The organism is Photobacterium sp. WH24 (genome assembly GCF_019204055.1).
In the GTDB taxonomy this organism is placed as follows: domain Bacteria; phylum Pseudomonadota; class Gammaproteobacteria; order Enterobacterales; family Vibrionaceae; genus Photobacterium; species Photobacterium arenosum.
This window is the reverse complement of the sequence record NZ_JAGSOZ010000017.1, coordinates 59,841-82,729: the sequence shown is the minus strand read 5'-3', so window position 1 is coordinate 82,729 and position 22,889 is coordinate 59,841. Positions and strand designations below refer to the sequence as shown.

General features: G+C 53.8%; 19 protein-coding genes. 8 read left to right on the top strand and 11 right to left on the bottom strand.

The genetic code is table 11. The annotated features are described in order from the left end of the window. Nucleotides 1-104 precede the first annotated feature (104 nt). From KCG43_RS17660 to KCG43_RS17650, 3 genes are all read left to right on the top strand, one after another. A complete protein-coding gene (locus KCG43_RS17660) occupies nucleotides 105-1,520 on the top strand; it encodes a DASS family sodium-coupled anion symporter (RefSeq protein WP_218386568.1) in 1,416 nt (471 codons plus the stop codon). Between the two features lie 174 nt (nucleotides 1,521-1,694). After that, nucleotides 1,695-3,578: a methyl-accepting chemotaxis protein gene (locus KCG43_RS17655; RefSeq protein ID WP_218386566.1), complete on the top strand. Its 1,884-nt coding sequence runs from the start codon at nucleotides 1,695-1,697 to the stop codon at nucleotides 3,576-3,578. Nucleotides 3,579-3,729: 151 nt separating this feature from the next. Further along, entirely contained in the window at nucleotides 3,730-4,617 is an 888-nt protein-coding gene (locus tag KCG43_RS17650; RefSeq protein ID WP_192017338.1) for a DMT family transporter, read from the top strand. 23 nt (nucleotides 4,618-4,640) lie between these two features. Here KCG43_RS17650 and epmA read toward each other — a convergent pair whose 3' ends face one another. Together epmA and efp are read right to left on the bottom strand one after the other, a co-directional pair. After that, nucleotides 4,641-5,612: an elongation factor P--(R)-beta-lysine ligase gene (gene epmA / locus KCG43_RS17645; protein ID WP_218386571.1), complete on the bottom strand. Its 972-nt coding sequence runs from the start codon at nucleotides 5,610-5,612 to the stop codon at nucleotides 4,641-4,643. A gap of 102 nt (nucleotides 5,613-5,714) precedes the next feature. Further along, nucleotides 5,715-6,281: an elongation factor P gene (efp, locus tag KCG43_RS17640; RefSeq protein ID WP_027254071.1), complete on the bottom strand. Its 567-nt coding sequence runs from the start codon at nucleotides 6,279-6,281 to the stop codon at nucleotides 5,715-5,717. Nucleotides 6,282-6,314: 33 nt separating this feature from the next. Here efp and epmB point away from each other — a divergent pair, with 33 nt between their 5' ends. The 4 genes from epmB to rimK all read left to right on the top strand — a co-directional run bounded on the left by epmB (nucleotide 6,315) and on the right by rimK (nucleotide 11,662). Further along, entirely contained in the window at nucleotides 6,315-7,337 is a 1,023-nt protein-coding gene (epmB, locus tag KCG43_RS17635; RefSeq protein WP_218386564.1) for an EF-P beta-lysylation protein EpmB, read from the top strand. A gap of 300 nt (nucleotides 7,338-7,637) precedes the next feature. After that, nucleotides 7,638-9,266, top strand: a complete 1,629-nt coding sequence (locus KCG43_RS17630; protein WP_192017336.1) for a methyl-accepting chemotaxis protein — start codon at nucleotides 7,638-7,640, stop codon at nucleotides 9,264-9,266. A 25-nt stretch (nucleotides 9,267-9,291) separates the two neighbouring features. After that, nucleotides 9,292-10,524 carry an alanine racemase gene (gene alr, locus KCG43_RS17625; RefSeq protein ID WP_218386562.1) on the top strand — a complete coding sequence of 411 codons (1,233 nt, stop codon included), beginning with the start codon at nucleotides 9,292-9,294 and terminating at the stop codon, nucleotides 10,522-10,524. A gap of 238 nt (nucleotides 10,525-10,762) precedes the next feature. Next, a complete protein-coding gene (gene rimK, locus KCG43_RS17620; protein WP_120513562.1) occupies nucleotides 10,763-11,662 on the top strand; it encodes a 30S ribosomal protein S6--L-glutamate ligase in 900 nt (299 codons plus the stop codon). A 624-nt stretch (nucleotides 11,663-12,286) separates the two neighbouring features. Here rimK and KCG43_RS17615 read toward each other — a convergent pair. Next, a complete protein-coding gene (locus tag KCG43_RS17615) occupies nucleotides 12,287-13,735 on the bottom strand; it encodes an ATP-binding cassette domain-containing protein (protein WP_218386559.1) in 1,449 nt (482 codons plus the stop codon). Between the two features lie 132 nt (nucleotides 13,736-13,867). Further along, nucleotides 13,868-14,776, bottom strand: a complete 909-nt coding sequence (locus KCG43_RS17610) for a LysR family transcriptional regulator (RefSeq protein ID WP_255558087.1) — start codon at nucleotides 14,774-14,776, stop codon at nucleotides 13,868-13,870. 206 nt (nucleotides 14,777-14,982) lie between these two features. Here KCG43_RS17610 and KCG43_RS17605 point away from each other — a divergent pair, with 206 nt between their 5' ends. Beyond that, a complete protein-coding gene (locus KCG43_RS17605) occupies nucleotides 14,983-15,753 on the top strand; it encodes an enoyl-CoA hydratase-related protein (RefSeq protein ID WP_192017332.1) in 771 nt (256 codons plus the stop codon). Nucleotides 15,754-15,755: 2 nt separating this feature from the next. Here the strand turns inward: KCG43_RS17605 and wrbA are convergent, their stop codons facing one another. The 7 genes from wrbA to asnB all read right to left on the bottom strand — a co-directional run bounded on the left by wrbA (nucleotide 15,756) and on the right by asnB (nucleotide 22,875). Beyond that, nucleotides 15,756-16,358: an NAD(P)H:quinone oxidoreductase gene (gene wrbA / locus KCG43_RS17600; protein ID WP_192017331.1), complete on the bottom strand. Its 603-nt coding sequence runs from the start codon at nucleotides 16,356-16,358 to the stop codon at nucleotides 15,756-15,758. Nucleotides 16,359-16,426: 68 nt separating this feature from the next. After that, on the bottom strand, nucleotides 16,427-17,047 hold the full coding sequence (locus KCG43_RS17595; protein WP_192017330.1) for a DsbA family protein: 621 nt from the start codon (nucleotides 17,045-17,047) through the stop codon (nucleotides 16,427-16,429). Between the two features lie 562 nt (nucleotides 17,048-17,609). Then, on the bottom strand, nucleotides 17,610-18,191 hold the full coding sequence (locus tag KCG43_RS17590; protein WP_192017329.1) for an RICIN domain-containing protein: 582 nt from the start codon (nucleotides 18,189-18,191) through the stop codon (nucleotides 17,610-17,612). Beyond that, complete coding sequence (locus tag KCG43_RS17585) at nucleotides 18,188-18,667, bottom strand: PaaI family thioesterase (protein ID WP_192017328.1); 480 nt, start codon at nucleotides 18,665-18,667, stop codon at nucleotides 18,188-18,190. Before KCG43_RS17585 ends, KCG43_RS17590 begins: the two co-directional genes overlap by 4 nt. 8 nt (nucleotides 18,668-18,675) lie before the next feature. Further along, nucleotides 18,676-19,803, bottom strand: a complete 1,128-nt coding sequence (locus KCG43_RS17580; protein WP_218386557.1) for an acyl-CoA dehydrogenase family protein — start codon at nucleotides 19,801-19,803, stop codon at nucleotides 18,676-18,678. Between the two features lies 1 nt (nucleotide 19,804). Then, nucleotides 19,805-20,929 carry an NAD(P)/FAD-dependent oxidoreductase gene (locus tag KCG43_RS17575; protein WP_218386555.1) on the bottom strand — a complete coding sequence of 375 codons (1,125 nt, stop codon included), beginning with the start codon at nucleotides 20,927-20,929 and terminating at the stop codon, nucleotides 19,805-19,807. After that, on the bottom strand, nucleotides 20,929-22,875 hold the full coding sequence (gene asnB, locus KCG43_RS17570; RefSeq protein WP_218386553.1) for an asparagine synthase (glutamine-hydrolyzing): 1,947 nt from the start codon (nucleotides 22,873-22,875) through the stop codon (nucleotides 20,929-20,931). The genes KCG43_RS17575 and asnB overlap by 1 nt, the downstream gene beginning before the upstream one ends. Nucleotides 22,876-22,889: the final 14 nt, after the last annotated feature.

Here is a 22,889-nt window from a genome sequence, read left to right as displayed (position 1 = left end):
ACGAATTCGTCCCTTTTTTGATGCGTATTTTGATCTCACCCGCCATATGCATCTCATTGAGAGTGCTATGCTGTCCGTGCCCTTTTTGATACAGAGCACCGGACATGCGGGAAATATCGCTACTGCTGAAATTACTGATTGCCTTCGGCCTGCCCTTTGCCCTGCTGCAGATCCCGACACCCTCGCTACCGCTGGGTGAGCTGACGCTGGTGCAGCACAGGTTACTGGCCATTTTCGTGATGGCCGCATTGCTCTGGGTATTAGAGCCGGTGCCTGTCTATGCGACGTCTCTGCTGATCATAGTGCTGCAACTTGTCATGCTCTCCGATCAGAGCCTGCTGTTTTTCCGTCAGCCGGCAGACACCACCCCGCTGGGCGCTGTCATTGCCTATACCGATATTTTCCACGCCTTTGCTTCACCGATCATCATGCTGTTTCTCGGTGGCTTTGCCCTGGCGATTGCCGCTGCCAAGTACCGGCTGGACACCAATCTGGCGCGGGTACTGTTAAAGCCCTTTGGCTCACAGCCACGCTATATCATGCTGGGGCTGATGCTGATCACTGCGGTCTTCTCCATGTTTATGTCCAATACTGCTACCACTGTCATGATGCTGGCGCTGCTGGTCCCTATCCTGGCAGCAGTGCCCAAAGAAGACAGCAGTATTAAAGCACTGGTACTAGCGATACCGGTTGCCGCCAACACAGGCGGTATTGCCACCCCAATTGGCACGCCGCCCAATGCCATTGCTTTACAGTACCTGAGCGATGAGCACAGTATCAGTTTTCTCGGCTGGATGGCGTTTGGTCTGCCGTTTGTTTTAGTACAGCTTGCGCTGGCATGGTGGCTGCTGCAGCGGCTTTTTCCTACCCGGCATCACACGCTGGATTTACGGCTTGAAGGGCAGTTTCAGCGCTGCTGGCAGGCCTGGGTGGTCTACCTGACGTTCGGGCTGACCATTGTGCTCTGGCTGACAACGGCCTGGCACGGAATGAATGCCTATGTTGTCGCCCTGCTCCCCCTGACAGTGTTCGCGCTGACAGGCATTATCGGCAAAGAAGAGCTGAAACTCTTTAACTGGGATGTGCTGTGGCTGGTAGCCGGCGGGATAGCCATTGGCATGGCACTCGACCAGACCGGACTGGCCGGACAGCTGGCCCACGCGATTGACTACGCCAGCCTGCCGACCCTGCTGATTCTGATCCTGCTCTCGGTATTGTGCTGGCTGATGGCCAATTTTATGTCCAATACGGCGACTGCCAACCTGCTGATGCCCATCGGGGCCGCGATTGCCACTTCGGTCCCCGCCCTGGCCGGGGCGGGAGGATTGACTGCCATGCTGATCATGCTGGCCTTCTCTGCTTCGTTAGGCATGGTGCTTCCCGTTTCAACCCCGCCCAATTCACTGGCCTACTCCACAGGCCTGATTGATAGTCGCGATATGATGAAAGTGGGGGTACTGGTCGGTCTCAGCGGCCTGTCGGTACTGTATCTGGCAGCATTAATGGCTTTATCAATGTAACTCGATCCGATGGAAGCATAATTTTGGCACCATGATCACATCCTAACAATGGACTGCGCAATTAAGCATTAAGCAAACATAAGATTCGCTGATAATTCCGAGTGACTCACTATTTACTTCTGCCCACGCTTTTAACAGCAAAAGAAAGTCAGGGAACGAACTCGGGATTGCAGTATGAAATTCACGATAAAAATGAAAATCCAGGTGGCCATTGCAGCCATCATAGCCACAGTCAGTGCTATCCAGGCTGGCATTTCAGTCACCCAGCTTCGCACCGAAACCACCAACGAAGTCAATGCCCAGATGCGTGCCGCAGGCGGGGCCACTAGCGATTACATTGCCGACTGGCTGGGTGCCCGCCGCGATATGCTATTAGCCAACCTGCCGCTGATTGCAGCCGATAACAATATCGACAGAGAGCTGCTGCTGACCAAACGCGCCGGGGATTTTTTGTCTGTCTATGCCGGCTTCAGCGACGGCAGCATTGCCTATGGCGATAAAACGGAAGACTGGCCCGCTGACTATGATCCCCGTACCCGCCCCTGGTACCAGGACGCGAGCAAGTCCAGCCAGCTGATTCTGACCGAACCCTATCAGGATTTTGATGGCAGCCTGGTGGTCAGCTTCGCCCGTTCATTCAGCGGCGAACGTCGCGGTGTACTGGCCGCAGATCTCACCGTCACCCACATTGTCGACAAAATCCTCAGCCTGACGCTGGACAACGCAGGCAGCGCTTTTCTGATTGACGGCAACAATACGCTGGTCGCATATCAGGATACTTCGCTGAGTCGTAAGCCATTAACCCAATTAGATAATGATCTCTCCTCTGGCTTTATCCGCAATGTTACCGGCAGCCAGCAGGTCGCAGAGTTTCATTTTGATCAAGAAGGGAAAGACAAACTGATCTTTGTCTCGCCGATTGCCGGTACTGACTGGTCGGTGGGTATCATTGAGGATAAAGATCTGGCGTATGCGGCCATAGGGAAAGCTCTGTCCTTCACCCTGATGGCCTCTGTGCTCTTGTATCTTGTCATTGCACTGCTGGCAGGCTGGATCATTAACAGCCTGCTGCGCCCGCTCAGTGATCTTAATCACTCGGTGCATGCGCTAACCCAAGGCAACGGCGATCTGACCCAGCGCATTGCCATCCAGCGCATGGATGAAGTCGGCGAGCTGGCAGAGAACATGAATCTGTTCCTCAGCCAGCTGCAACAAATGATCAAAGGCATAGTATCCCGCTCACACACCCTGGGCGAACAGGCCGAACAGTCGTTTCACCAGGCTCGTCAGGCCTCGGAACGGGTCAACGGCCAGCAGAATGAGATCAACCAGATCGCCACAGCCATCCATGAAATGTCGGCCACTGCTGCCGAAGTGGCGAGCCATGCCGAGCTGACTGCCTCCGCGGCCCAGTCTTCCACCGGCGCTTGCGCGCAGGGACAAAGTGTCATCAGTCAAAACCGCGAGGCCATTGTTTCGCTGGCCAATCAGGTGCAGGATGCAGCCCGGGTGATTCAGACTCTGGAAGCCAATGCGCAGGACATCAATCATATTCTGGCAACCATTCAGGGCATTGCAGAACAAACCAACCTGCTGGCACTGAATGCCGCGATTGAAGCCGCCCGTGCCGGTGAACAGGGCCGTGGTTTTGCCGTGGTGGCCGACGAAGTGCGCGTGCTGAGTCAGCGCACCCATGACTCGACCGAAGAGATCCGAGCCATGATTGACACGCTGCAAGGTAATACCCGCCAGGCGGTCGACAGCATGGGCGCCAGTACAGAGCTGGCGGGGCAAAGTGTCGATTACGCCCAGGCCGCCAGTGACAGCCTTAGCCAGATCACCCAGTCCATCGCAGAGATTTCTGATATGGCCACCCAAATTGCCAGCGCGGCAGAGGAGCAGCGTGCGGTAAGTGAAGATATCAGCCGCAATACTCAAGCGATTCGCGATGTGTCGGATCACCTGGCTACCCAGACGCAAGACGTCAGCCAAAGCGCTCAGGGTATGAATCAGGCGGCCAAAGCAATGCGCGACGACGTCTCACGCTTTAAGATTTAACCCCGCTCATCCCCGCACGGTCAGCCCGGTCCGGCTGGCCGTGCTCGCCATTGCCATCATCCGCCGATACCATTTTCCGCCGCTTTGCTGCATGATATGCGACCACTCCGCATAACAAACTGCCTTGCAGTGTTTTCGAATAAGGATATCCATGGGTTACGAATGGCTGGCGCTGGCCGCCGCTTTGTTGTGGGCCATCAGCAGTTTAATCTCCGTCACACCTTCTCGCCATCTCGGCGCCTTTGCCTACAGCCGCTGGCGCATGGCTTGCGTTACTGTGATGCTGTCCGCCATGGCGCTCGTTAATGGTGGCTGGGCCAGTATGACTCTGGATCTGGCTTTGGTGATGGCACTGTCAGGGCTGATTGGTATTTTTATCGGTGATACCGCGCTGTTTGCCTGCTTCAACCGGATTGGTCCGCGCCGGGGCGGCCTGTTGTTTTCCTGCCATGCCGTCTTCTCTGCACTGCTCGGCATCTGGCTATTCGATGAGACCCTACTGGGCTGGAAGCTGGTCGGGGCGCTGTTGGTGTTTGCCGGTGTGGTGACGGCAATTCTATTCGGCCAGAAAAGCCAGAAGCATCAGATAGAAGCCATCACCGGCAGTTTAGCTATCGCGGTGGTGCTGGGCTTGACGGCGGCACTGTGTCAGTCGCTGGGCGCGATTATCGCTAAACCCGCAATGCAGACCACGCTGGACCCAGTGGCCGCTTCGGCGATGCGCATGGCAACGGCATTGGCTGCCCACAGTGTGCTGCGCCTCAGTGGCGCCAGCATTGCCAAACCCCTGCAGCCGATCAATCTGCCGATCCTAGGTATGGTTGCCCTCAATGGTTTTCTGGCCATGGCCGTCGGGATGACGCTGATTCTGTTTGCCCTGCAGCACGGTGATGTGGGTATGGTGGCGCTGTTATCTTCCACCACCCCTATCATGATTTTGCCGCTGCTGTGGATCTACACCCGGCACCGACCGCCCGGCGCCGCCTGGCTGGGCGCACTGCTGGCGGTGATCGGCACCGGTTTGATACTCAGTGACTGACGACATGCGCACAGTCCTCTTTCTCAGGCGATAGTGACCGGAAAAGCGGTCACTGCCGCTATGTGCGCCTGCCCCAGTGCCAGCATCACCAGGCGATCAATCCCCAGCGCCACGCCGGCACAATCGGGAAAGCCGGCCTTGAGCGCGGCAACCAGGTGCTGATCGATCGGCTGCGCCGGCAGACCCATTGTCAGCCGCTTGGCGTTATCGGCTTCAAAACGGGATAACTGCTCATCGCCGTCGGACAGCTCGTGAAAGCCGTTGGCCAGCTCAATGCCTTTAAAGTACACCTCAAAACGTTCAGCAACACGGCTATCAGACGGGCTGATCCGCGCCAGTGCTGCTTGCGAGGCTGGAAAATCATACACAAAGGCCGGCACCTGTTGGCCGATCACCGGCTCCACGCCCATGCTGAACATCAGTTGCAACAGGGTGTCTCTGTCGGTTTCATCAGCCGCCACATCACCGAGATTCAGCACCAGAGCCGCACGTTTCAGCTCGTCCATTGAGGCGCTGAGGGGACAGACATTCAACACCTGTAAAAAAGCCTGCTGATAGCTCATGCGCTCGGCAGCAGTACACTGCAGCACAAGTTGCAGCAGGGCATCCATTTCATCCATCAGCACATGGTGGTCAAACCCGGGGCGGTACCACTCCAGCATAGTAAATTCCGGGTTATGGTAACGGCCGGATTCTTCGTTGCGAAAAGCCTTACAGATTTGGTAGATAGGCCCGCTGCCCGCCGATAACAATCGCTTCATGTGAAATTCAGGGCTGGTCATCAGATAGAGCGTCTGGCCGTGGGCAAAACCGGGACCGACAAATTCCGTCTGAAAGGTATGCAGGTGAATGTCGGTGACTGTGGCCTGGCTCATGGCCGGGGTATCCACCTCCATTACACCGCGATGTGCGAAAAATTCACGCACAGACGCCAGAATTGCGGCCCGCTGGCGCAGGTTCGCCAGATCAGCTGTGGGTTGCCATTGCATTGTCATAGGAGAGTCTTTTTCATCTGAGTCGAAAGTGGTGAAGACAAAACGGGGCATGAAAACAACAAAGGCCGCATAATGCGGCCCTTGTCTGCTCACACGAAGAAATTACTTCACGCGGCTGACGTATTCCGCAGAGCGGGTGTCAACTTTGAGCACTTCACCGATCTGAATGAACAGCGGCACGCGAACCACAGCACCGGTAGACAGAGTAGCAGGTTTGCCGCCTGTACCCTGAGTATCGCCTTTCAGGCCCGGATCCGTCTCAACCACTTCCAATTCCACAAAGTTAGGTGGCGTGACGGCAATCGGGTTACCGTTCCACAGTGTCAGCGTACAGGTGTTGTTTTCTACCAGCCATTTCGCATTATCGCCCACAGCCTTCACATCAGCAGCGATTTGCTCAAAGGTTTCATTGTTCATGAAGTGATAGAATTCACCGTCGTTGTACAGGTAATCCAGTTCAATATCGACAACGTCTGCAGCTTCTACAGAATCACCCGATTTGAAGGTTTTTTCCAGTACCTTGCCAGACAGCAGTTTGCGGATTTTAACCCGGTTAAACGCCTGGCCTTTACCAGGCTTCACAAATTCGTTTTCGATAATGACACAGGGTTCATTATCGAGCATAATTTTCATTCCGCCGCGGAATTCATTAGTGCTGAAAGACGCCATTTTTTTCCTCTTAACATCTTCGAGTTATTTTTCATGCCGCACATCATAACCCGAAACGTCGCTACTGTTGAGCAAAACTGGCTCGAACAATTAGCTGATGCGATCTCGGATCCGCTTGAACTGCTTCACCGGCTGGATATCGACCCTGCCCCCTGGCAAAACGGGCTGGCAGCCAGAAAGCTGTTTGCGCAGCGTGTACCAAGAAGCTTTGTTGACAGAATGGAAATAGGCAACCCGCATGATCCCTTATTACGCCAGGTTTTGCCGCTGGCCGAAGAATTTGAGGTACACGAGGGCTTTTCGCACGATCCGCTGGAAGAACAGAATAATACCCTGCCCGGCCTGCTGCACAAATACCGCAACCGGGTACTGCTGATCGTCAAAGGCGGCTGTGCCATTAACTGCCGCTACTGCTTTCGCCGCCATTTCCCCTATCAGGACAATCCGGGCAGCAAACGCCAGTGGCAGCAGGCACTCGATTACATTGCCGCTCACCCTGAGCTGAATGAAGTGATTCTGTCGGGCGGCGATCCGCTGATGGCCAAAGACAGTGAACTACGCTGGTTAGTGGAAGGCATTGCCGCCATCGGGCATATCAAACGGCTGCGGATCCATACCCGCCTGCCTGTGGTGATCCCGGCCCGGATAACACCCGAGTTGCGCCTGTTACTGCAACAAACCCGGCTCCAGGTCGTTCTGGTCACCCATATCAACCACGGCAATGAAATTAACCACGAGCTGAGAGCGGCACTGGCACCGCTGCGCGACGCCGGCGTCACTTTGCTCAATCAGGGCGTGTTATTGCGGGGGGTCAACGACTCGGTTGACGCCCTGGTCAACCTGAGCGAAGCCTTGTTTGATGCCGGGATCCTGCCTTATTACCTGCACGTGCTGGATAAAGTACAGGGCGCTGCTCATTTCATGGTAAGCGATGATGAAGCCCGGGTGTTAATAGCCGGGCTGATAGCAAAGGTGTCCGGTTATTTAGTCCCCAAACTGACCCGAGAGATTGGCGGACGTACCAGCAAAACTCCGCTGGATCTGCATTTGGAATAACGCCCGATACCGGCCTTGTGATGTGGTGCCATCCGGCTCCCCGTTCAGACTTCGCCGATGATGACCCGCGAGTCCCTGCTTAGCCAGGGACGCTCCCGCCGAAAAAGTACAACCTTTCATTCACATCACGATCAATAGCACATACAACTGAAAAATATTAATCATACAAAATAAAAACAAATAAAATTAATCACTTATTAGCGTTTGAAAGTGTTAATAATGTCATTAGACTGGCCGCCGAATACTCTCGTATTGCATATTTTTGTGATTCATATCACTCACTAGCATTCGGAAAAAGTCATGACTGCCAATTGGAATCTTAAAACCAAGCTTTCGATGCTGTTCACAGCCATCGCGCTTATTATCATCGCGGCTCTGTCTGCGATTTCTTATCACACCCTGGTCAATTCAGCGATGAGCAGTATTGATACAGAACTGAACACTGCTGCTCAGGCCGTGGAACAGCTCATCGGCGATCTGCCCAATGAGGAAGCCGGCCGTGATGATGCCCTGTATGACGACATTTCAGCCCATCTGACCCACTTTACCCAAGGCGCTAAGCTGGAATGGGCCTACTCAACCGTGCGTCGCGGCGGCCAGGTGTACTACACCTATATCAACCGGGATGAGAATGAGTGGAAAAGCGGCCGCTATAAGAACTGGTATCTGGAGCAATACCTGAAAGTGCCGGAAATGCTGTACGAAGCCTTCCGTACCGAGCAAACCCAATATCAGAGTTATCAGGGCGAATACGGCATGTACCGCTCTATCTTTGTGCCTTTTCGCGGCGATAAAGGCGATCTCCATGTCATCGGCATAGATGTCAAACTGACAGACATCGAAGAAGTCAAAACCGAAGCGCTGAAGAAAACCTTTATAATAGCGGCCGTGTTCCTGGTACTGACAGTGATAGCGGCACGCATGATTGCCAACTTGATCGTCACCCCGGTCAATGGCCTCAATCAGGTGCTGCGTTCACTGGCAAACGGCAACTGGGATCTGAACCAGCGTGTGACAGTCCGCAGCCAGGATGAAATCGGCGAAATGTCCGATTCCTTCAATATCTTTATGGCCGCCTTGCGCCAGCGGATGCTGGAAGTGCAGCAATCGTCCGACAGTGTGGCAGCCACCAGCGCCCAGCTCGACACCCTGATCCGCGCCGTGACAGATCGCTCAATGACCCAGTCAGAACATGTCGGCAGCAGTGCCACCGCCATTGAAGAGCTGGCGGCCAGCGCACAGAGCATCACTGAGATTGTTGATAATGCTAACCAGCAAATGGGCCAGTTCGAACTGCTGACCCAAAATACCGTTGAAGCCATTGATAACGCAGTACGTGGTATGCAGTCTGTCCAGCTGGAAACCAATACTGTGGCTGACAAACTGCAGCAACTCGACAACCGAGCCAGTGAAATCAACTCCATTGTCGAAGTCATTAAAGATATCGCCGATCAAACCAACCTGCTGGCACTCAATGCGGCCATTGAAGCCGCACGTGCCGGTGCGCAGGGCCGCGGCTTTGCCGTTGTCGCCGATGAAGTCCGTCAGTTGTCAGAGCGTACCGCCAAAGCGACGGTAGAGATCAGTACTATGATCCGCTCGATTCAGACCGACACCAGCGATACCACGCAAACCATGCAGCACGCCGTCGACCGGGTCGACAACAGTGTGCAGCATGCCGATCAAGCCAACGCATCCCTCAGTTCCTTTAACCAGGAAATCTCAGCGGTCAGTTCCGGCATGGAAGAAATCGCCGGTTCGGTCAAGGAGCAGGCTCACGCCTCAGATCATCTGTCTCGCAATGTCGCTTCCCTGAGTGACAGCGCGGAAGAAAACCGCCTGTCCACCCTGGAAGCCCAGCAGGGGGTTGATGAACTGAAACGCCGCGCCAATGCGCTGCATCAGATCGTCAGTCAATTCACCCTGTAACCTGTAATAACAACAGAGACTTATAATGAAAAACTTTAAATTCTCACTGATTGCCCTCGCCATGATGGGGACCACTTCCGCTTCAATGCATGCGACTGCTGCGCCAATGCTGCCAAGCATTGAGCAGGCACACACCATGGAAGACGTTCAGACAGCCAATGCCTGGGTGGAAGTTGACAAGGCGGCGTTTGAGTCAAACATTGCGCATCTGCAAAACCATGTTGGCAGCAACACCGACATCTGTGCCGTCATGAAGGCCGATGCGTACGGGAACGGCATTGCCAATCTGCTGCCTTCTGTGATGCAAAGCGGCATTCCTTGTGTAGGGATCACCAGCAACGCGGAAGCCCGACTGGTCCGTGAGATGGGCTTTAACGGCCGCCTGATGCGCCTGCGTGCGGCGACCCCTTCTGAGATTGAAACCGCTGTTGATCTGGGACTGGAAGAGCTGATCGGCACCAAGCAGCAGGCAAAAATTATTGCCCGCATTGCGCGCCAGCACGGCACTGTGATCCCGGTACATCTGGCACTGAACTCTGCCAGCATGGGCCGTAACGGTCTGGAAATGCGCACCAAACACGGGAAGAAAGAAGCCAGAAAGATTGTCAATACCCGACATCTGCAGATAGTGGGCATCATGACCCACTTCCCGACCGAAGATCTGAATGAAATCCGTGACGGTCTGCACCAGTTCAAGCAAGACAGCCAGTGGATCATCAAGCACACGGATCTGGAACGTGATGATGTCCTGCTGCACGTAGCCAACTCTTTCACCACTCTGATGGTGCCTGAAGCTCAGCTGGACATGGTTCGTACCGGCGGCGCCCTGTACGGTGACACCACACCGGCGTTCCCTGAGTACAAGCGCATTGTGTCGTTCAAGACCCAGGTCGCATCCATCCACCGCCTGCCAAAAGGCTCAACCATAGGTTACAGCAAGACGGAAACGCTGGAACGCAATTCTGTGCTGGCCAACCTGCCGATCGGTTACTCTGATGCCTTCCCGCGCTCAATGAGCCGTGTCGGTGAAGTGCTGATCAACGGTCAGCGTGCCAAAGTGCTGGGTTCAACGTCCATGAACACCACTATGGTCGACATCACAGATATCAAAGGCGTGAAGCCTGGCGATGAAGTGGTGCTGTTCGGCCGTCAGGGCCGCGACGAAATCACCATTGGCGAAACGGAAGACCATTCAGGCCGGATCCTGTCTGAAATCTATACCCTGTGGGGCACGTCCAACCCGAAAGTGCTGAAATAATTAAACTCTCCCCTGAGACCTTTCCCCCTTTGGTCTCAGGGGAGCTTTCCAGCCCGCTTATCTTCTGCCTTCCCTTGTTGAGTAAATTTTCTTCTCGTCACCATTAAAAGAGATCATGGTCCAACCTCTCGATTCTTGGTCACTTTCAGGGCATATTCTGCGTCCGTTTTACCGAGCAGAAATTCTAAGGTTGCCAGCCCCTTTGCTCGGATTCCTCCAGCTTTTTGACGAGAACACGATGAAAATTGGCATTTTGTCCCAGAACGCAAACCTGTATTCCACCCGACGCCTGCGCGAAGCCTGCGAACAACGGGGCCATGAAGCCGTGGTCATTAACGCCCTGCGCTGCTACATGAATATCAATTCTGTGCAACCTTCTATTCATTTTGAAGGTCATGATGTGGTCGGCATTGATGCCATCATTCCGCGCATCGGGGCCGATATTACTTTTTACGGCTGTTCTGTTCTGCGTCAGTTTGAAATGATGAATGTCTTTTCCATCAATCAGTCGATTGCGATTTCACGCTCCAGAGACAAACTGCGCTCCCTGCAGTTGCTGAGCCGCAAAGGCGTCGGCATGCCGATCACCGGTTTTGCCAGCAAACCTGACGATGTCAAAGATCTGATCAAAATGGTCGGCGGTACACCTGTGGTGATCAAACTGCTGGAAGGCACACAAGGTATAGGTGTGGTGCTGGCAGAAACCCAGAAAGCCGCGGAAAGTGTGATTGAAGCTTTCATGGGCCTGAAAGCCAACATCATGATTCAGGAATACATTGCAGAAGCCGGCGGTGCCGATATCCGCTGCTTCGTACTGGGTGACAAAGTGATCGCGTCAATGAAGCGCCAGGCCGCCGAGGGAGAATTCCGCTCCAACCTGCATCGCGGCGGCAGTGCTTCCTTAGTGCGTATTACTCCGGAAGAGCGCCGCACCGCGGTGGCGGCGGCAAAAGCCATGGGACTGAATGTGGCGGGTGTTGACTTGCTGCGCTCCAACCGCGGGCCGCTGATCATGGAAGTGAACTCTTCCCCGGGCCTGGAAGGTATCGAGCATGCCACCGGCAAAGACATTGCCGGCATGATCATTGAGTACATAGAAAAACACGCGGGTAAAAAGCGCCGTCACCAGCAGCAATAAGCCTACGTATCGCGATTAGCTGCCTCTGGCACCCAGGGGCAGCCAGTACAGACTTTTTCGACAAAAACACCAATAAGCTGACCGCTGTTAGCCCTCTCTGCAATGCCCGCCTGAAAATACAGATAAGATGCTGATAATAAACAATTTTAAATTTCGTACAGCTTTTTCAGTTATTTTCCAGATGACGCTGATGCTGTCTTTTTCAGTGGCGGACAGAGTTTAGCAAAGCCATTAAGACAAGACCGTTATGATGAAACAGCTTTTACCTTTTAGAACAGCTTTTTTATGCACTTAATCAGAACTTACTAATTAAGACAACATTAAATAAACTTAACTAATTGATTTTAAATGATATCGTTAAGCGTACAGCTTTTCCGGCTTTTTTCCCGGTGAACCCAGTCACGGTTAACGACGGCCCATGGCTAACAAAAATCACACAACAACCCTCTGGTACGGCTTTTTACCTCACAGTCAGCATTTTGCTGCTCAAAATCACATCCTAAATGGAAAAGTTAAAAAATCATTTTAAAGTAATGATTTTAAACGATAAAAAACACGTACAGCTTTTCAGGCAATTTTTCAGCTGAACCTTGTACCGGCATGTCAGGGTTCAGCATTTCACTTTTATGCAGAGGAATAAATGTTCACCCGGTAGCCCCCCTCAGGATCGTCGATAAAATCAACAAAATGCTTAATCGCCTCTAACGCGTCTTCTTCATGATGCGTCACGTAGAGCAACTGGCTGATCTTCGCTGAGGCTATACGATTTAAGGCCTGATACACCAGCTTGCGATTGAGATAATCCAGCCCCTGATACGGCTCATCCAATATCAGCAAAGCAGGTTGTTTGATCAGGGCACGACCAATCAGCAGCAATCTTTGCTGACCATAGTCGAGTTCCCGGAAACTGACTTTTTCACACTCCGCCATTTCAAGCAGCCCCAGCCATTCACGGGCCAGCAGCACTTCGCGCTTGCTCGGCTGCTGGTATAAACCAATAGAGTCGTAAAATCCTGACAGCAGCACATCCAGCGCCGGGCAGCCGACGCGGTATTGCAGGTGCAAGGCCGAAGAGACCACACCGATATGTTTTTTCACGTCCCAGATAGTCTCGCCACTGCCGCGCTTCATGCCCAGCACGGTCACATCGTTGCTGTAGCACTGCGGATGATCCCCCAGCACCAGTCCCAGTAACGTACTTTTCCCGCACCCGTTCGGGCCACGAACCTGCCAGTGCTGGCCTTGCTCTATCTGCCAGTTTACGCCGGAAAAAATCCTGCTCCCCACGTATTCCACTTTGGCATCCCGCATTGAAACCAAGGGGTTGGGGTAATCATGCTCCGCCTGATGGGCCTGTAGCAAGGCCAGCATGGCGTCACTTTTTTGCGCGGACAAGGCTTTCATCTGCGCCATCACAGGGTGCGACAACCAGGCATCACGGCTGAGCACCTGCGACAGCTGCTTCTCGTCAAACAGCGCAACATGACTGATAAACGGCGGCAACTCATCTTCCCGCGAAGTCACTATCAGTAGTTGCATCTGTTGCGACAGCTCATCGAGCAACTGCGACAAAGCCTGACGGTGCTGCACATCCAGACCGGCATAGGGCTCATCTAAAATCAGCAATGCTGGCTTGGTTGCCAGCGCGCGTGCCAGCATCACCCTGCGGGTCTCACCGGTAGATAGCTGACGAAATCCCCGTAGCCTGAGCCGAAGGAGATCCGTCTTTGCCAGCAGTGCTTCCAGCTCCGCTGCGCTGCACCCGGCTTCCAGCACCAGAGCTTCGACCGTGGTGCCGTAATCAATGCTGTCGGAAAAATCGGTCTCGTCTTTGTCCAGTTCCAGATCAAGCAGTCTTTGCTGTTCATGCAATGAAATACAGGCAACAGATTGCGGCAGACCATGGATCTGGCCTTGTTGCGGCGTCAGTTCGCCACTGAACATTCTGACCAGCAGCGAAGCGGCATGACTGTGGGTGGAAAATATCCCCCAGTGCTGGTCCGGTTCAATGTGCCAGTTTGCGATATACAGTGATGCCGACTCGGTGTGATGTTTTAAATCCTGAATATACATAACGACTTCCCTTTGTCACTCATCCCCCCATAGTGCATAACTTGCTGGCTGATTTCTATGCGTTCCTGACTGTTAAGACAATAAAAAGGCCGACGTTGACACGTCAGCCTGACATACTCACATTCTGATTTCTCACACCAAGGCGGGACTCGGAGAGGATACCATCATAGTTTTCAGGTTGCTGAACAACTCGAACAGGGTATTCACTTCCCCCACATGCGCCTGATCCGGGCTCATCCCCAGTTGCAACCTGACAACCCGGCTTTTCCCCTTGGTCAGATCAACCGGTACCAAATCACCGTCCTCCAGCTTATCGGCAATACTGTGCGCGGGTAACCAGCCGAACCCCAGCCCCTGCTCGACCGACGCCATCGCTGCCGTCAGGCTGCTGACCGTCAGTCGCTGGTGGGATCCCAGCCAGCCACTGTCCACATTCTGATTGCCTGAATCACGGATCACCACCTGGCGATAACGTTTGAGCTCCGGCTGAAATACCTGAGTTTCTGTTGCCAGCGGAAAAGAAGGGGCGCAGACACAAAGCAGTTCGATCTCAGCCAGGGGTTCCAGCACGGTTTCTTTGGGAAGACGGCCGGCAATTGCCAGCGACACGCTGCCCGACTCCATCAACTGCCCGGCACCGGATAACGAGGTTTCAAATACCCGTATCGAAACCATTGGATAGGCCTGATAAAAGCGCTCAAACACGCTCTGAATAAAATCGAACGGCAGCAAAACATCCACAGCCACATTGATTTCTGTCATCAGCTGCCCCTGGTATTTCGAGGCCAGCGCTTCAATCTGGGTTGCATTGTTATGTAAACTTTGTGCCCGCGGTAACAGACTGTGTCCCAGATCCGTTAAGGTAGATTTTCTGCCTTCGACGATAAACAGTGAATGCCCCAGTAAGGACTCCATTTTCTTGATGCTGTGACACACAGCCGACTGGCTTTTATTCAATTTCTGGGCCGCCTTCATTGCGCTGCCCTGCTCGGCAATCGCAATAAAAGCCCGCCACATTTCTAAGGTTACGCGCGCTGACATGATTGATATCCCTCTAACCCACTCACTCTCGTTATGTTTTTTTATTTGCTGAACATTTGCTGAACATTGACTGAAAACCAAGTTATAGTGCAACTTAACGATTAGCAACACAATGAATAAAAATGAAATTGTGAACTCGATCTATGCAGCTACGGCATCTGCTGTCGGCCTGCCATAGAAAAACAACATCACGGAAGGGAGAAAACATGACTATTGAGTATCAGCTTGACCAACGTGGCTGTGCCCACATCCAGCTTAGCCGCGAGCAGGTGCATAATGCGCTGAACGAACAAGTGATCGCCGGCCTGATCGCCATGATCGACCGGGCCCATCAGGAACAGGCGAAAGCTATTTTGTTATCCGGCCGCGGCAAACATTTTTCAGCCGGTGCCGATCTCGCCTGGATGAAATCGATGGCCAATAACTCACGGGAAGCCAATCTGGCGGACTCCGCGCAGCTCGCGGCCCTGATGAGCACACTCAATAGCGCCCGAATGCCGGTGATCACTGTGGTTCAGGGGGCAGCCTACGGCGGCGCACTGGGACTGATCGCCTGCAGCGACATTGTGATAGCAGCCCGTAATGCCGCTTTCTGCCTCAGCGAAGTGAAGCTGGGCCTTATTCCGGCGGTGATCAGCCCCTATGTGATCAGGGCGATGGGGGAATCTCAGGCCCGTCGCTATTTTCTGACCGCTGAAGTGTTTGATGCTGAAGATGCCCTGCGTCTGGGGCTGGTTCACCAAATCAGCGATGAACCGGAACAGGTGGCTGAGCAGTTGCTGACGCAGATCCTGAAGAATTCACCTCAGGCATTGATAGCGGCCAAACAGTTGATTTCCGATGTTTCCGGCCGACCGATTGATGCAGAACTGATTGCTGAGACTGCGCAGCGCATTGCCGATATCCGCGTCTCTGAGGAAGGGCAGGAGGGGCTGGCCGCCTTTTTTGACAAGCGGCCGCCATCCTGGGTCAGTTAAGATTACTGGCTGAGTTTCTTGGCCAGCTTAGCCACATGCTGGCCTTGGAATTGGGCCATCGACAGTTCCTTGGACGAAGGCTGACGCGAGCCGTCACCGCCTGCGATACAGGCCGCGCCCAGCGGAGAACCGCCTTTGACTTCCGACAGATCAGTCAGCTCAGAGGCCGTGTAAGGCAGACCCACCACTACCATGCCATGGTGAAACAAAGTGGTATGGAATGACTGCAAGGTGGTTTCATTGCCGCCGCCGGTACCGGTTGAGGTAAACACGCTGCCGACTTTGCCAACCAGTTTCTTCTCAAACCATAACCCACCGGTCTGGTCGAGGAAGTTACGCATCTGAGCCGCCATGTTACCGAAGCGGGTCGGCGTACCAAAGATAATGGCATCGTAATTCGCCAGCTCGCCAGGCTCGGCAATCGGGGCCAGCTGATCCAGCTGAATACCGGATTGACGGGCAATCTCTTCCGGCACCAGTTCAGGCACGCGCTTAACATCGACCTGTACATCACTGACACTCTTGGCCCCTTCTGCCACTGCGTGCGCCATTGTTTCAACATGCCCATAGCTTGAATAATATAGAACCAGTACTTTTGTCGTCATTGTGCTATCTCACTTAAATGTAATTAGAAATCTGTCAGGTTTTCCGGTTATCCGGACTATCTCTGGTGTTATTGCAAAAACAGCTGATCGATTTGTTCGTTGGTCAGGGTGTCAGTCACCACATGCTCGCCGTTGACAATTAGGCTTGGAATACTGCGCAGGTTAAACTCTCTGGCACGATTGAGATCGGCTTCTACCGCCTGGCGAACTTCATCGCTGTCCAGCGCTTTGGTAAAGGCCGCCGTATCCAGGCCAATGTTGCTCGCCGCGGCGATAATGACTTCACGGTCGCCAATGTTATCGTTCACTTTCAGGTGCAGGCGCTGGATTTCATCGAAGTAATCCCAGTGGGTGTCAGAATTGCCAAGCAACTCAGCCGCTTTGGCGCCCAGTGCCGCCAGATAACCGCTCGGGTACGAAAATGGCTGAGCACGCATGCCTTCAATATTAAAGCGGGTCGGATCATCCGCTCTTTGCTGGCAGGCAACCCAGTGGTTGAGGATTTCAGATTTGGCCGCCGCCAGAGAGCCAAAGCGCTGCACCATTTCCTCATCATTACGTTGCAGGACAAAGCAGCGTTGTTTGACTTCGACATCGGCACGTTCAACCAGCTTGCGCAGCCGTGGGCTCAGGACATAACACCAGCCACAGACTGCATCGTGAAAAAATTCAATCGTTACTTTAGACATAGCTTCGTTTCCTTTGGGTTATCTTGCTAACTGTTCTCTAAAGCCTGGCCAGGCATTGCTTGCTGTTCGTTAAGCTCGAAACTGATATTAGGAGCCCCCGCCTGATAAAAAAATTGAAAAGAGTGGCGCATTGATATCGAATTATTTCAAACAACCAAATAAGTAACTGATTTTTAATAATTTAAAAGCAAACCACTGACAGCAATGAAAGCAAAAAGGAATGCAAAAAAAGCGCTAACCTTGCTTGCGGGCTGAAAAAAAGCAGTGCTCAGTAGCCAGATAACTATACCGATTCAGCTCCGTTGCCTGCGCTTCACGGCAGACAGCGAAAAGGGAAATGGAGAGTACAGACAACCCAAGTGAACAAACGCACAGGGGGAACAAGCAGGCAGACAGCCAAAGCGGATAATCGAACAGACGGACAGCTGTTCAGAACGGAAAAGGGGCGGCAGGATATATCGGACAAAAAAGCTTTCGGGCTGGCGCTGCTACTGACTGCGGCCCAGCCCGGAGGGATAGTAAAAAACGGTACACCAGACAAGCCACCACAACGGAACCCGCATCATGACTTGTCAATAAACTGCCAGCGGGCCAGCCGGGTGTCTTTGATCTGACAGGACTGCAGCGACAGGGGCCGCCAGCGATGCAGCGGGGATGAGGTCTGATCGGATTGCTCTCCCACCGCAAGGCACAACTCAGAGCCTGTCAGCCGGACTTCCCCGTCGTCGCTCCACTGAAATTTCTGCAGCGGCTGCGCCTGTAGAAAGTCGGAATGTTCACCGCAATCTCGCGCCATCAGTGCGGTACCCGGCAGGGCCTGAGTATGCGGCGCAATGGCGGTGAGGCACTTTTTATAGGCCGGCAGATAAATTTCCCCGCTTTTCAGCAACGACATGGCCTGATCCCGGAATAACCCGTTTTTGCAGTTATGGGCGATTAAAGGCAGATCCAACCGCTCATAAGGGCTGTAGCCAATCACATCCAGGCAAAAGCCGTCTTTTGGTCTGTCCAGCGGGTCGACAAGCTGAATCACGCCAATGGAGGGCGATTTCAGCGGTGCTGCCTGGGCTGTGGCGACGCTGGCGCTGAGAGTAGCCGCCAGAGCGCCGGCCAGTGTGCCCAAAGAGAGCATCTTTTGCTTCATGCCGCCACCTCTGCTGTTGTGGTCAAAGCCTGACGGCGCTTGAACTTGCTGAGCTGAGCCGTCGCTATCAGGCTGCGCGCGCCGGATGCATTAATTTTGTAAGCCTCACAATGGCTGAACAGCAGGTTGCGGCCATTGCGGGTAATGCGGGCTTCAAATTCTACCGTCTCGCCGCGCTTGGTCGCTGACATGATATTGGCGGAAAAATTATTGGTGATGGCGTACTCCCCGTCATCCAGGGTAGCGATGGTCGCCAGCATGCTGGTGACATCCATCATGGAGTAGATCACCCCGCCGTGCAGGGTTTGGCTCAGGTTATCAATCTGCTCAGTGACCGTCAGCCGCGTTTTGCAGTACTCAGGGGTCTGTGTTACCACCTCAATGCCGCAAAACTGCTGGTAGTTGTGGTTAATTAATGCCTCAGACAACAGCTGAGAATAGGCACTTAATGGCGCCGATTGTGCAGAATAAGTCATGGTTCTTCCTATTTGGTCAGAGAATGGATCAGTGATTTACCTATGATGTTCTGTAACACTTCCGTGGTGCCGCCGCCTAATGAGAGGATTTTGGCGTCGCGAAAGACCCGTTCCGGCAAATACCCCCTTTCACAGCCCCGGGCGCCGAAAATCTGTACCCCAAGGCTGGATACCAGATCCAGGGCACGGGTGGCATTGACCTTAGTGACACAAGCGGCCTCATCCGTCAGGCGCTCTTCTCTCAGCGCGGCCACACTTTGTGCGACCAGGGCGCTGGTGGCTGAAATCTGCAATTGCATCTCAGCCAGATGGTGCAATATGGCCTGTTTATTGTGCAGCGGCGCACCGTGAACCTGGCGCTTGTGGGCAAAAATCAGGCTGTCGTCCAGCAGGCTTCTGGCGTCGCTGTTTGCCATAACGGCCAGATTGATCCTCTCCTTTTTCAGCATCATCTTCAGTGTGCCGAAGCAGGCCTGACTGCCGGCAATCAGACGGCCTCTGGCCATCTCCAGCCTGACGCTCGACACGTCCAGACATTGCCAGCCCAGGGTGGGAATTCGCTCTCCGGACACAGTACCTGGCTCCCGCTCGACCAGAAACAGCCCCATCTCTTGCTGGCCTGTTGCCCGATCGCCGTACTTCGCCAGCACCACAAAATAGTTCGCATGCAAACCGCCACAGATATAGCTTTTCTCTCCCGTAATCAGGAACTCATCCTGTTGCGCCGACGGCACCGCCTGAGTAGTGATCGCAGCAATATCCGACCCGGCCTGAGGTTCAGTGATCGCCAGCGAAATGGTGGCGTCGCCATCGAGTACCTGTTCAATCACGGCATCAAACCGGCCATCGTTATGCTGGTGCAGCGCACTTAAGCTGACCAGGTAAGACGCCAGCCCCATGGCCAGACCCTGGCTGCCGCCGGCGGTCAGGGTTTCCACCAGCGCCACGGCACTGTCGGTATCGCGAAAGAGGCTGTCTTTGTCGCTATGGCCTAACCGCAATATCCCTTCGCTGCCCGCCATACTGTGCAGATCCTGCGGGTACTCGCCCGCCGCTTCCCATTGCACGATATACGGCTTGATGTAGTGGTCCGCAAAGCGGTTGAGTTCTGTTACAAAAGATTGGTTCATCATCATGTTAAAATGCCGTTGTTCGGGCCAGTTCGTGAAAGCGTCCCATCACCTCGCCGAGACGCTGTTGTTTTTGCACGGTTTCTTTCTGGAAATAAAACAAGTCTGTCAGTTGCTCCATCACCTCGATTAACTGGCAGGAACGCTGTGCCACTCGGGTCTGGTAGCGCTTGAGTGCCGGTTGAATGTCATCAAAACAGCTGCCGTTCAGTGCCTGAGCCAGCATGAAGCAGTTTTCCAGTCCCAGGGTCAGCCCGTAACCCAGCGTCGGTAACATGCCGTGAATACTGTCACCCAGCAGCACACAACGGCCGTTGTACCATTGATGACCCGGGGTGATGGCGTTGAGCGGCAGGGTCAGTATGTTGTCTTCCCGCGTATTTTCGATCATCTCCAGCAGCGGTGCCGGCAGCCCTTCCAGGCGCTGCGCCATCTCGTTTCTGTTCAGGGTGGGCTGGTCCAGGTCATGCTGGTACGCCACGAACCAGTAACGGAAACGGGTGCTGTTATCGAGCGGATAAGTCACCAGCCGGGCCTGATCATGGGCGAAAATCTGGCACGCATTCTCTTCCAGAATGTCGCAGTCAAAGCAGGTCACGCCCCGGGAAGCGATCACCCCGGTGTAGTGCGGCTGACTGTCGCAGACATATTCCCTGACCTTGGATGAGATACCGTCGGTGCCGACAACCAGATCAAAAGATTCATAGTCACTGTGGTTGATTTCAATTTTTGCCTCTTCGCGGGTATTGATCACCTTGGTACAGGCTGCGCCGTAGCGGATGTCATCCGGGCCCAGATCCTGTTTGAGCAGATTGAACAAACGCTGACGCTCAAACATCACAGCCGGTGCCGGAAAATCATGCCCCGGCATTTGAACCAGCTGGCGGTGCACTTCTTTACCGTGGCGATCCAACGTCACCAGCGAATCTATCGGCTGCCCTTCGTTAAGGAAGCTGTTGTCATTGAGAATGAAGCGCAGGATCTGTACTCCTTGCGGCCAGACGTAGATCCCTGTGCCTGAATCCCGCGGTTGCTCGCTGCGCTCGAACACAGTGACCTCATGCCCGAACTTTTTCAGCAGCAGTGCGCAGGCCAGTCCGTTTAATCCCGCGCCAACAATACCGATTTTCATTATGCCGCTTCCTTATACACAGACGGTGTCGATGCCAGGTTGAACTTACGCTGCAAGATGCACAGGCTGGTCAGCTCCATCAGCATAGGGTCGAGCAGTGCCAGACGCTGCGGTGACATTTTCGGCATCTCTGCCAGCAGGCGGCGTACTTTCTTGCTGTCGAAGAAAGGCAGTGCATCCAGGCTGGACGAGTTCAGGGTGTCGTTAACCAGTTCAAACAGCGGGCCCTGCTGCATCAGCGTGGAAGGCGGGGCGCGGAAGTAATATTTTTTACGCTTATACAGCTCTTCAGGCAGGTAAGGCTTCATGGCTTCACGGAACACAAATTTTTCAGTATTACCGCGCACTTTCAGGTGCACAGGCAATGTCGCCGCCAGCTCCATCACGCGGTGGTCCAGCAGAGGCACGCGACCTTCTACGCTGTGGGCCATTTCCATGCGATCACCCAAAGTGGTCAGCACAAAGTTCGGCAGAAAAGACTTGGCCCACAGATACATAGAGCGGTGTACCGGGTCGATCCCTGCCAGCTTGCGGTGATCGAGCTGATTGAAGAAGATACGGTAGGGTTCGACATCACCAAATCTGTCGATCTGGCTGTCGGCATAGACGTTTTGCAGCTCTTTGAACCAGCCCGCCTGATTGTCGAGCCAGGATACCCCGTGCCCCAGCTGCTGCGTCAGCCACTCAACGTCCGCCGGCATACCTTGCTGGGTATAACCCGCCTGATTAGCCTTCATTTTCTGTAAGATGGCCTGAACATCGTCCGGGTTCTGGCCCTGGGTATTAAACAGCGCCATGTCGCGCTTAAAGTGCGGGTAGCCGCCAAAAACTTCGTCCGCCCCTTCCCCGGTCAGCACCACTTTGTTACCGGCATCCTGTACTATGCCGCTGAGAATATATTTCGCCACGCCGTGAGCATTAAAAAACGGGGTCTCGTTATGCCAGACGGCTTTTTCAAAATTATCGGCCAGATCTTTTTGCGTCACAGGCACAGTATGGAAACGGGCACCGTTCTTCTCCGCCGCCAGACGGGCAAAACGGTTTTCGTCGTAATCTTCCATTTCACCAAAGGACAGGTTATAGGCATCAAACGGCTTGCCCGCCAGCTGAGTGGCCATCCCCAGAATAGCTGAGGAATCCACGCCCCCGCTCAGGTATACCCCAATCGGTACGTCCGCTCTCAGGCGCAGCTTCACTGACTCTTCAATGGCATCGTGCACCTGCTGAATGGCATCAGCATCAGACAGGGTACTGGCATTGAGCGTTTCCGCATCCGGGTAGTCGATATCCCAGTAACACTGCTGGGTCACACCGGAAGGCGTCAGGGTCATCATGTGACCCGCCGGTACGGACTGTACATTTTGGAACAGGGTATTATTCTTGAGGTAAAACGCGCGGGTGTTGTAGGACGCCTCATCCCAGACAGCGCGAACGCCAGAATCAATAATGGCTTTGATTTCAGAAGCAAAGTAATAGCGGCCCTGATCTTCGGCCACGAATAAGGGCTTCACCCCGGCCCTGTCACGCATTGCAATCACCAGGTTTTGACGCTGGTCAAACAGCACCAGAGAGAATTCGCCCCGCAGTTTTTCCAGCCCTTTGGTGCCGTACAGCTGATAAAGGTGCAGCGCGATCTCGCTGTCCGACTGAGTCACGAACTTGCAGCCCTGACGGGTCAGCTCATAGCGGATTTTCTCAAAGTCATAAAATTCGCCATTCACCACAATATGCAACGCATCATCCGTGCTGTGGATCGGTTGAATACCGTTATCCAGGCCGATAATACTCAGCCGGGTATGGCCCATTATCATGCGCTGGTCATTAGACTGCCAGACCCGTCCTTCATCGGGGCCGCGGTGAATGATGGATTTAAGACCCTGCTCAATCTGAGCAGGTTTGATCTGATTAAGAGGATTCGCACTATAAACCGTTACAAAGCCGCACATGTTACTCTTCCTTA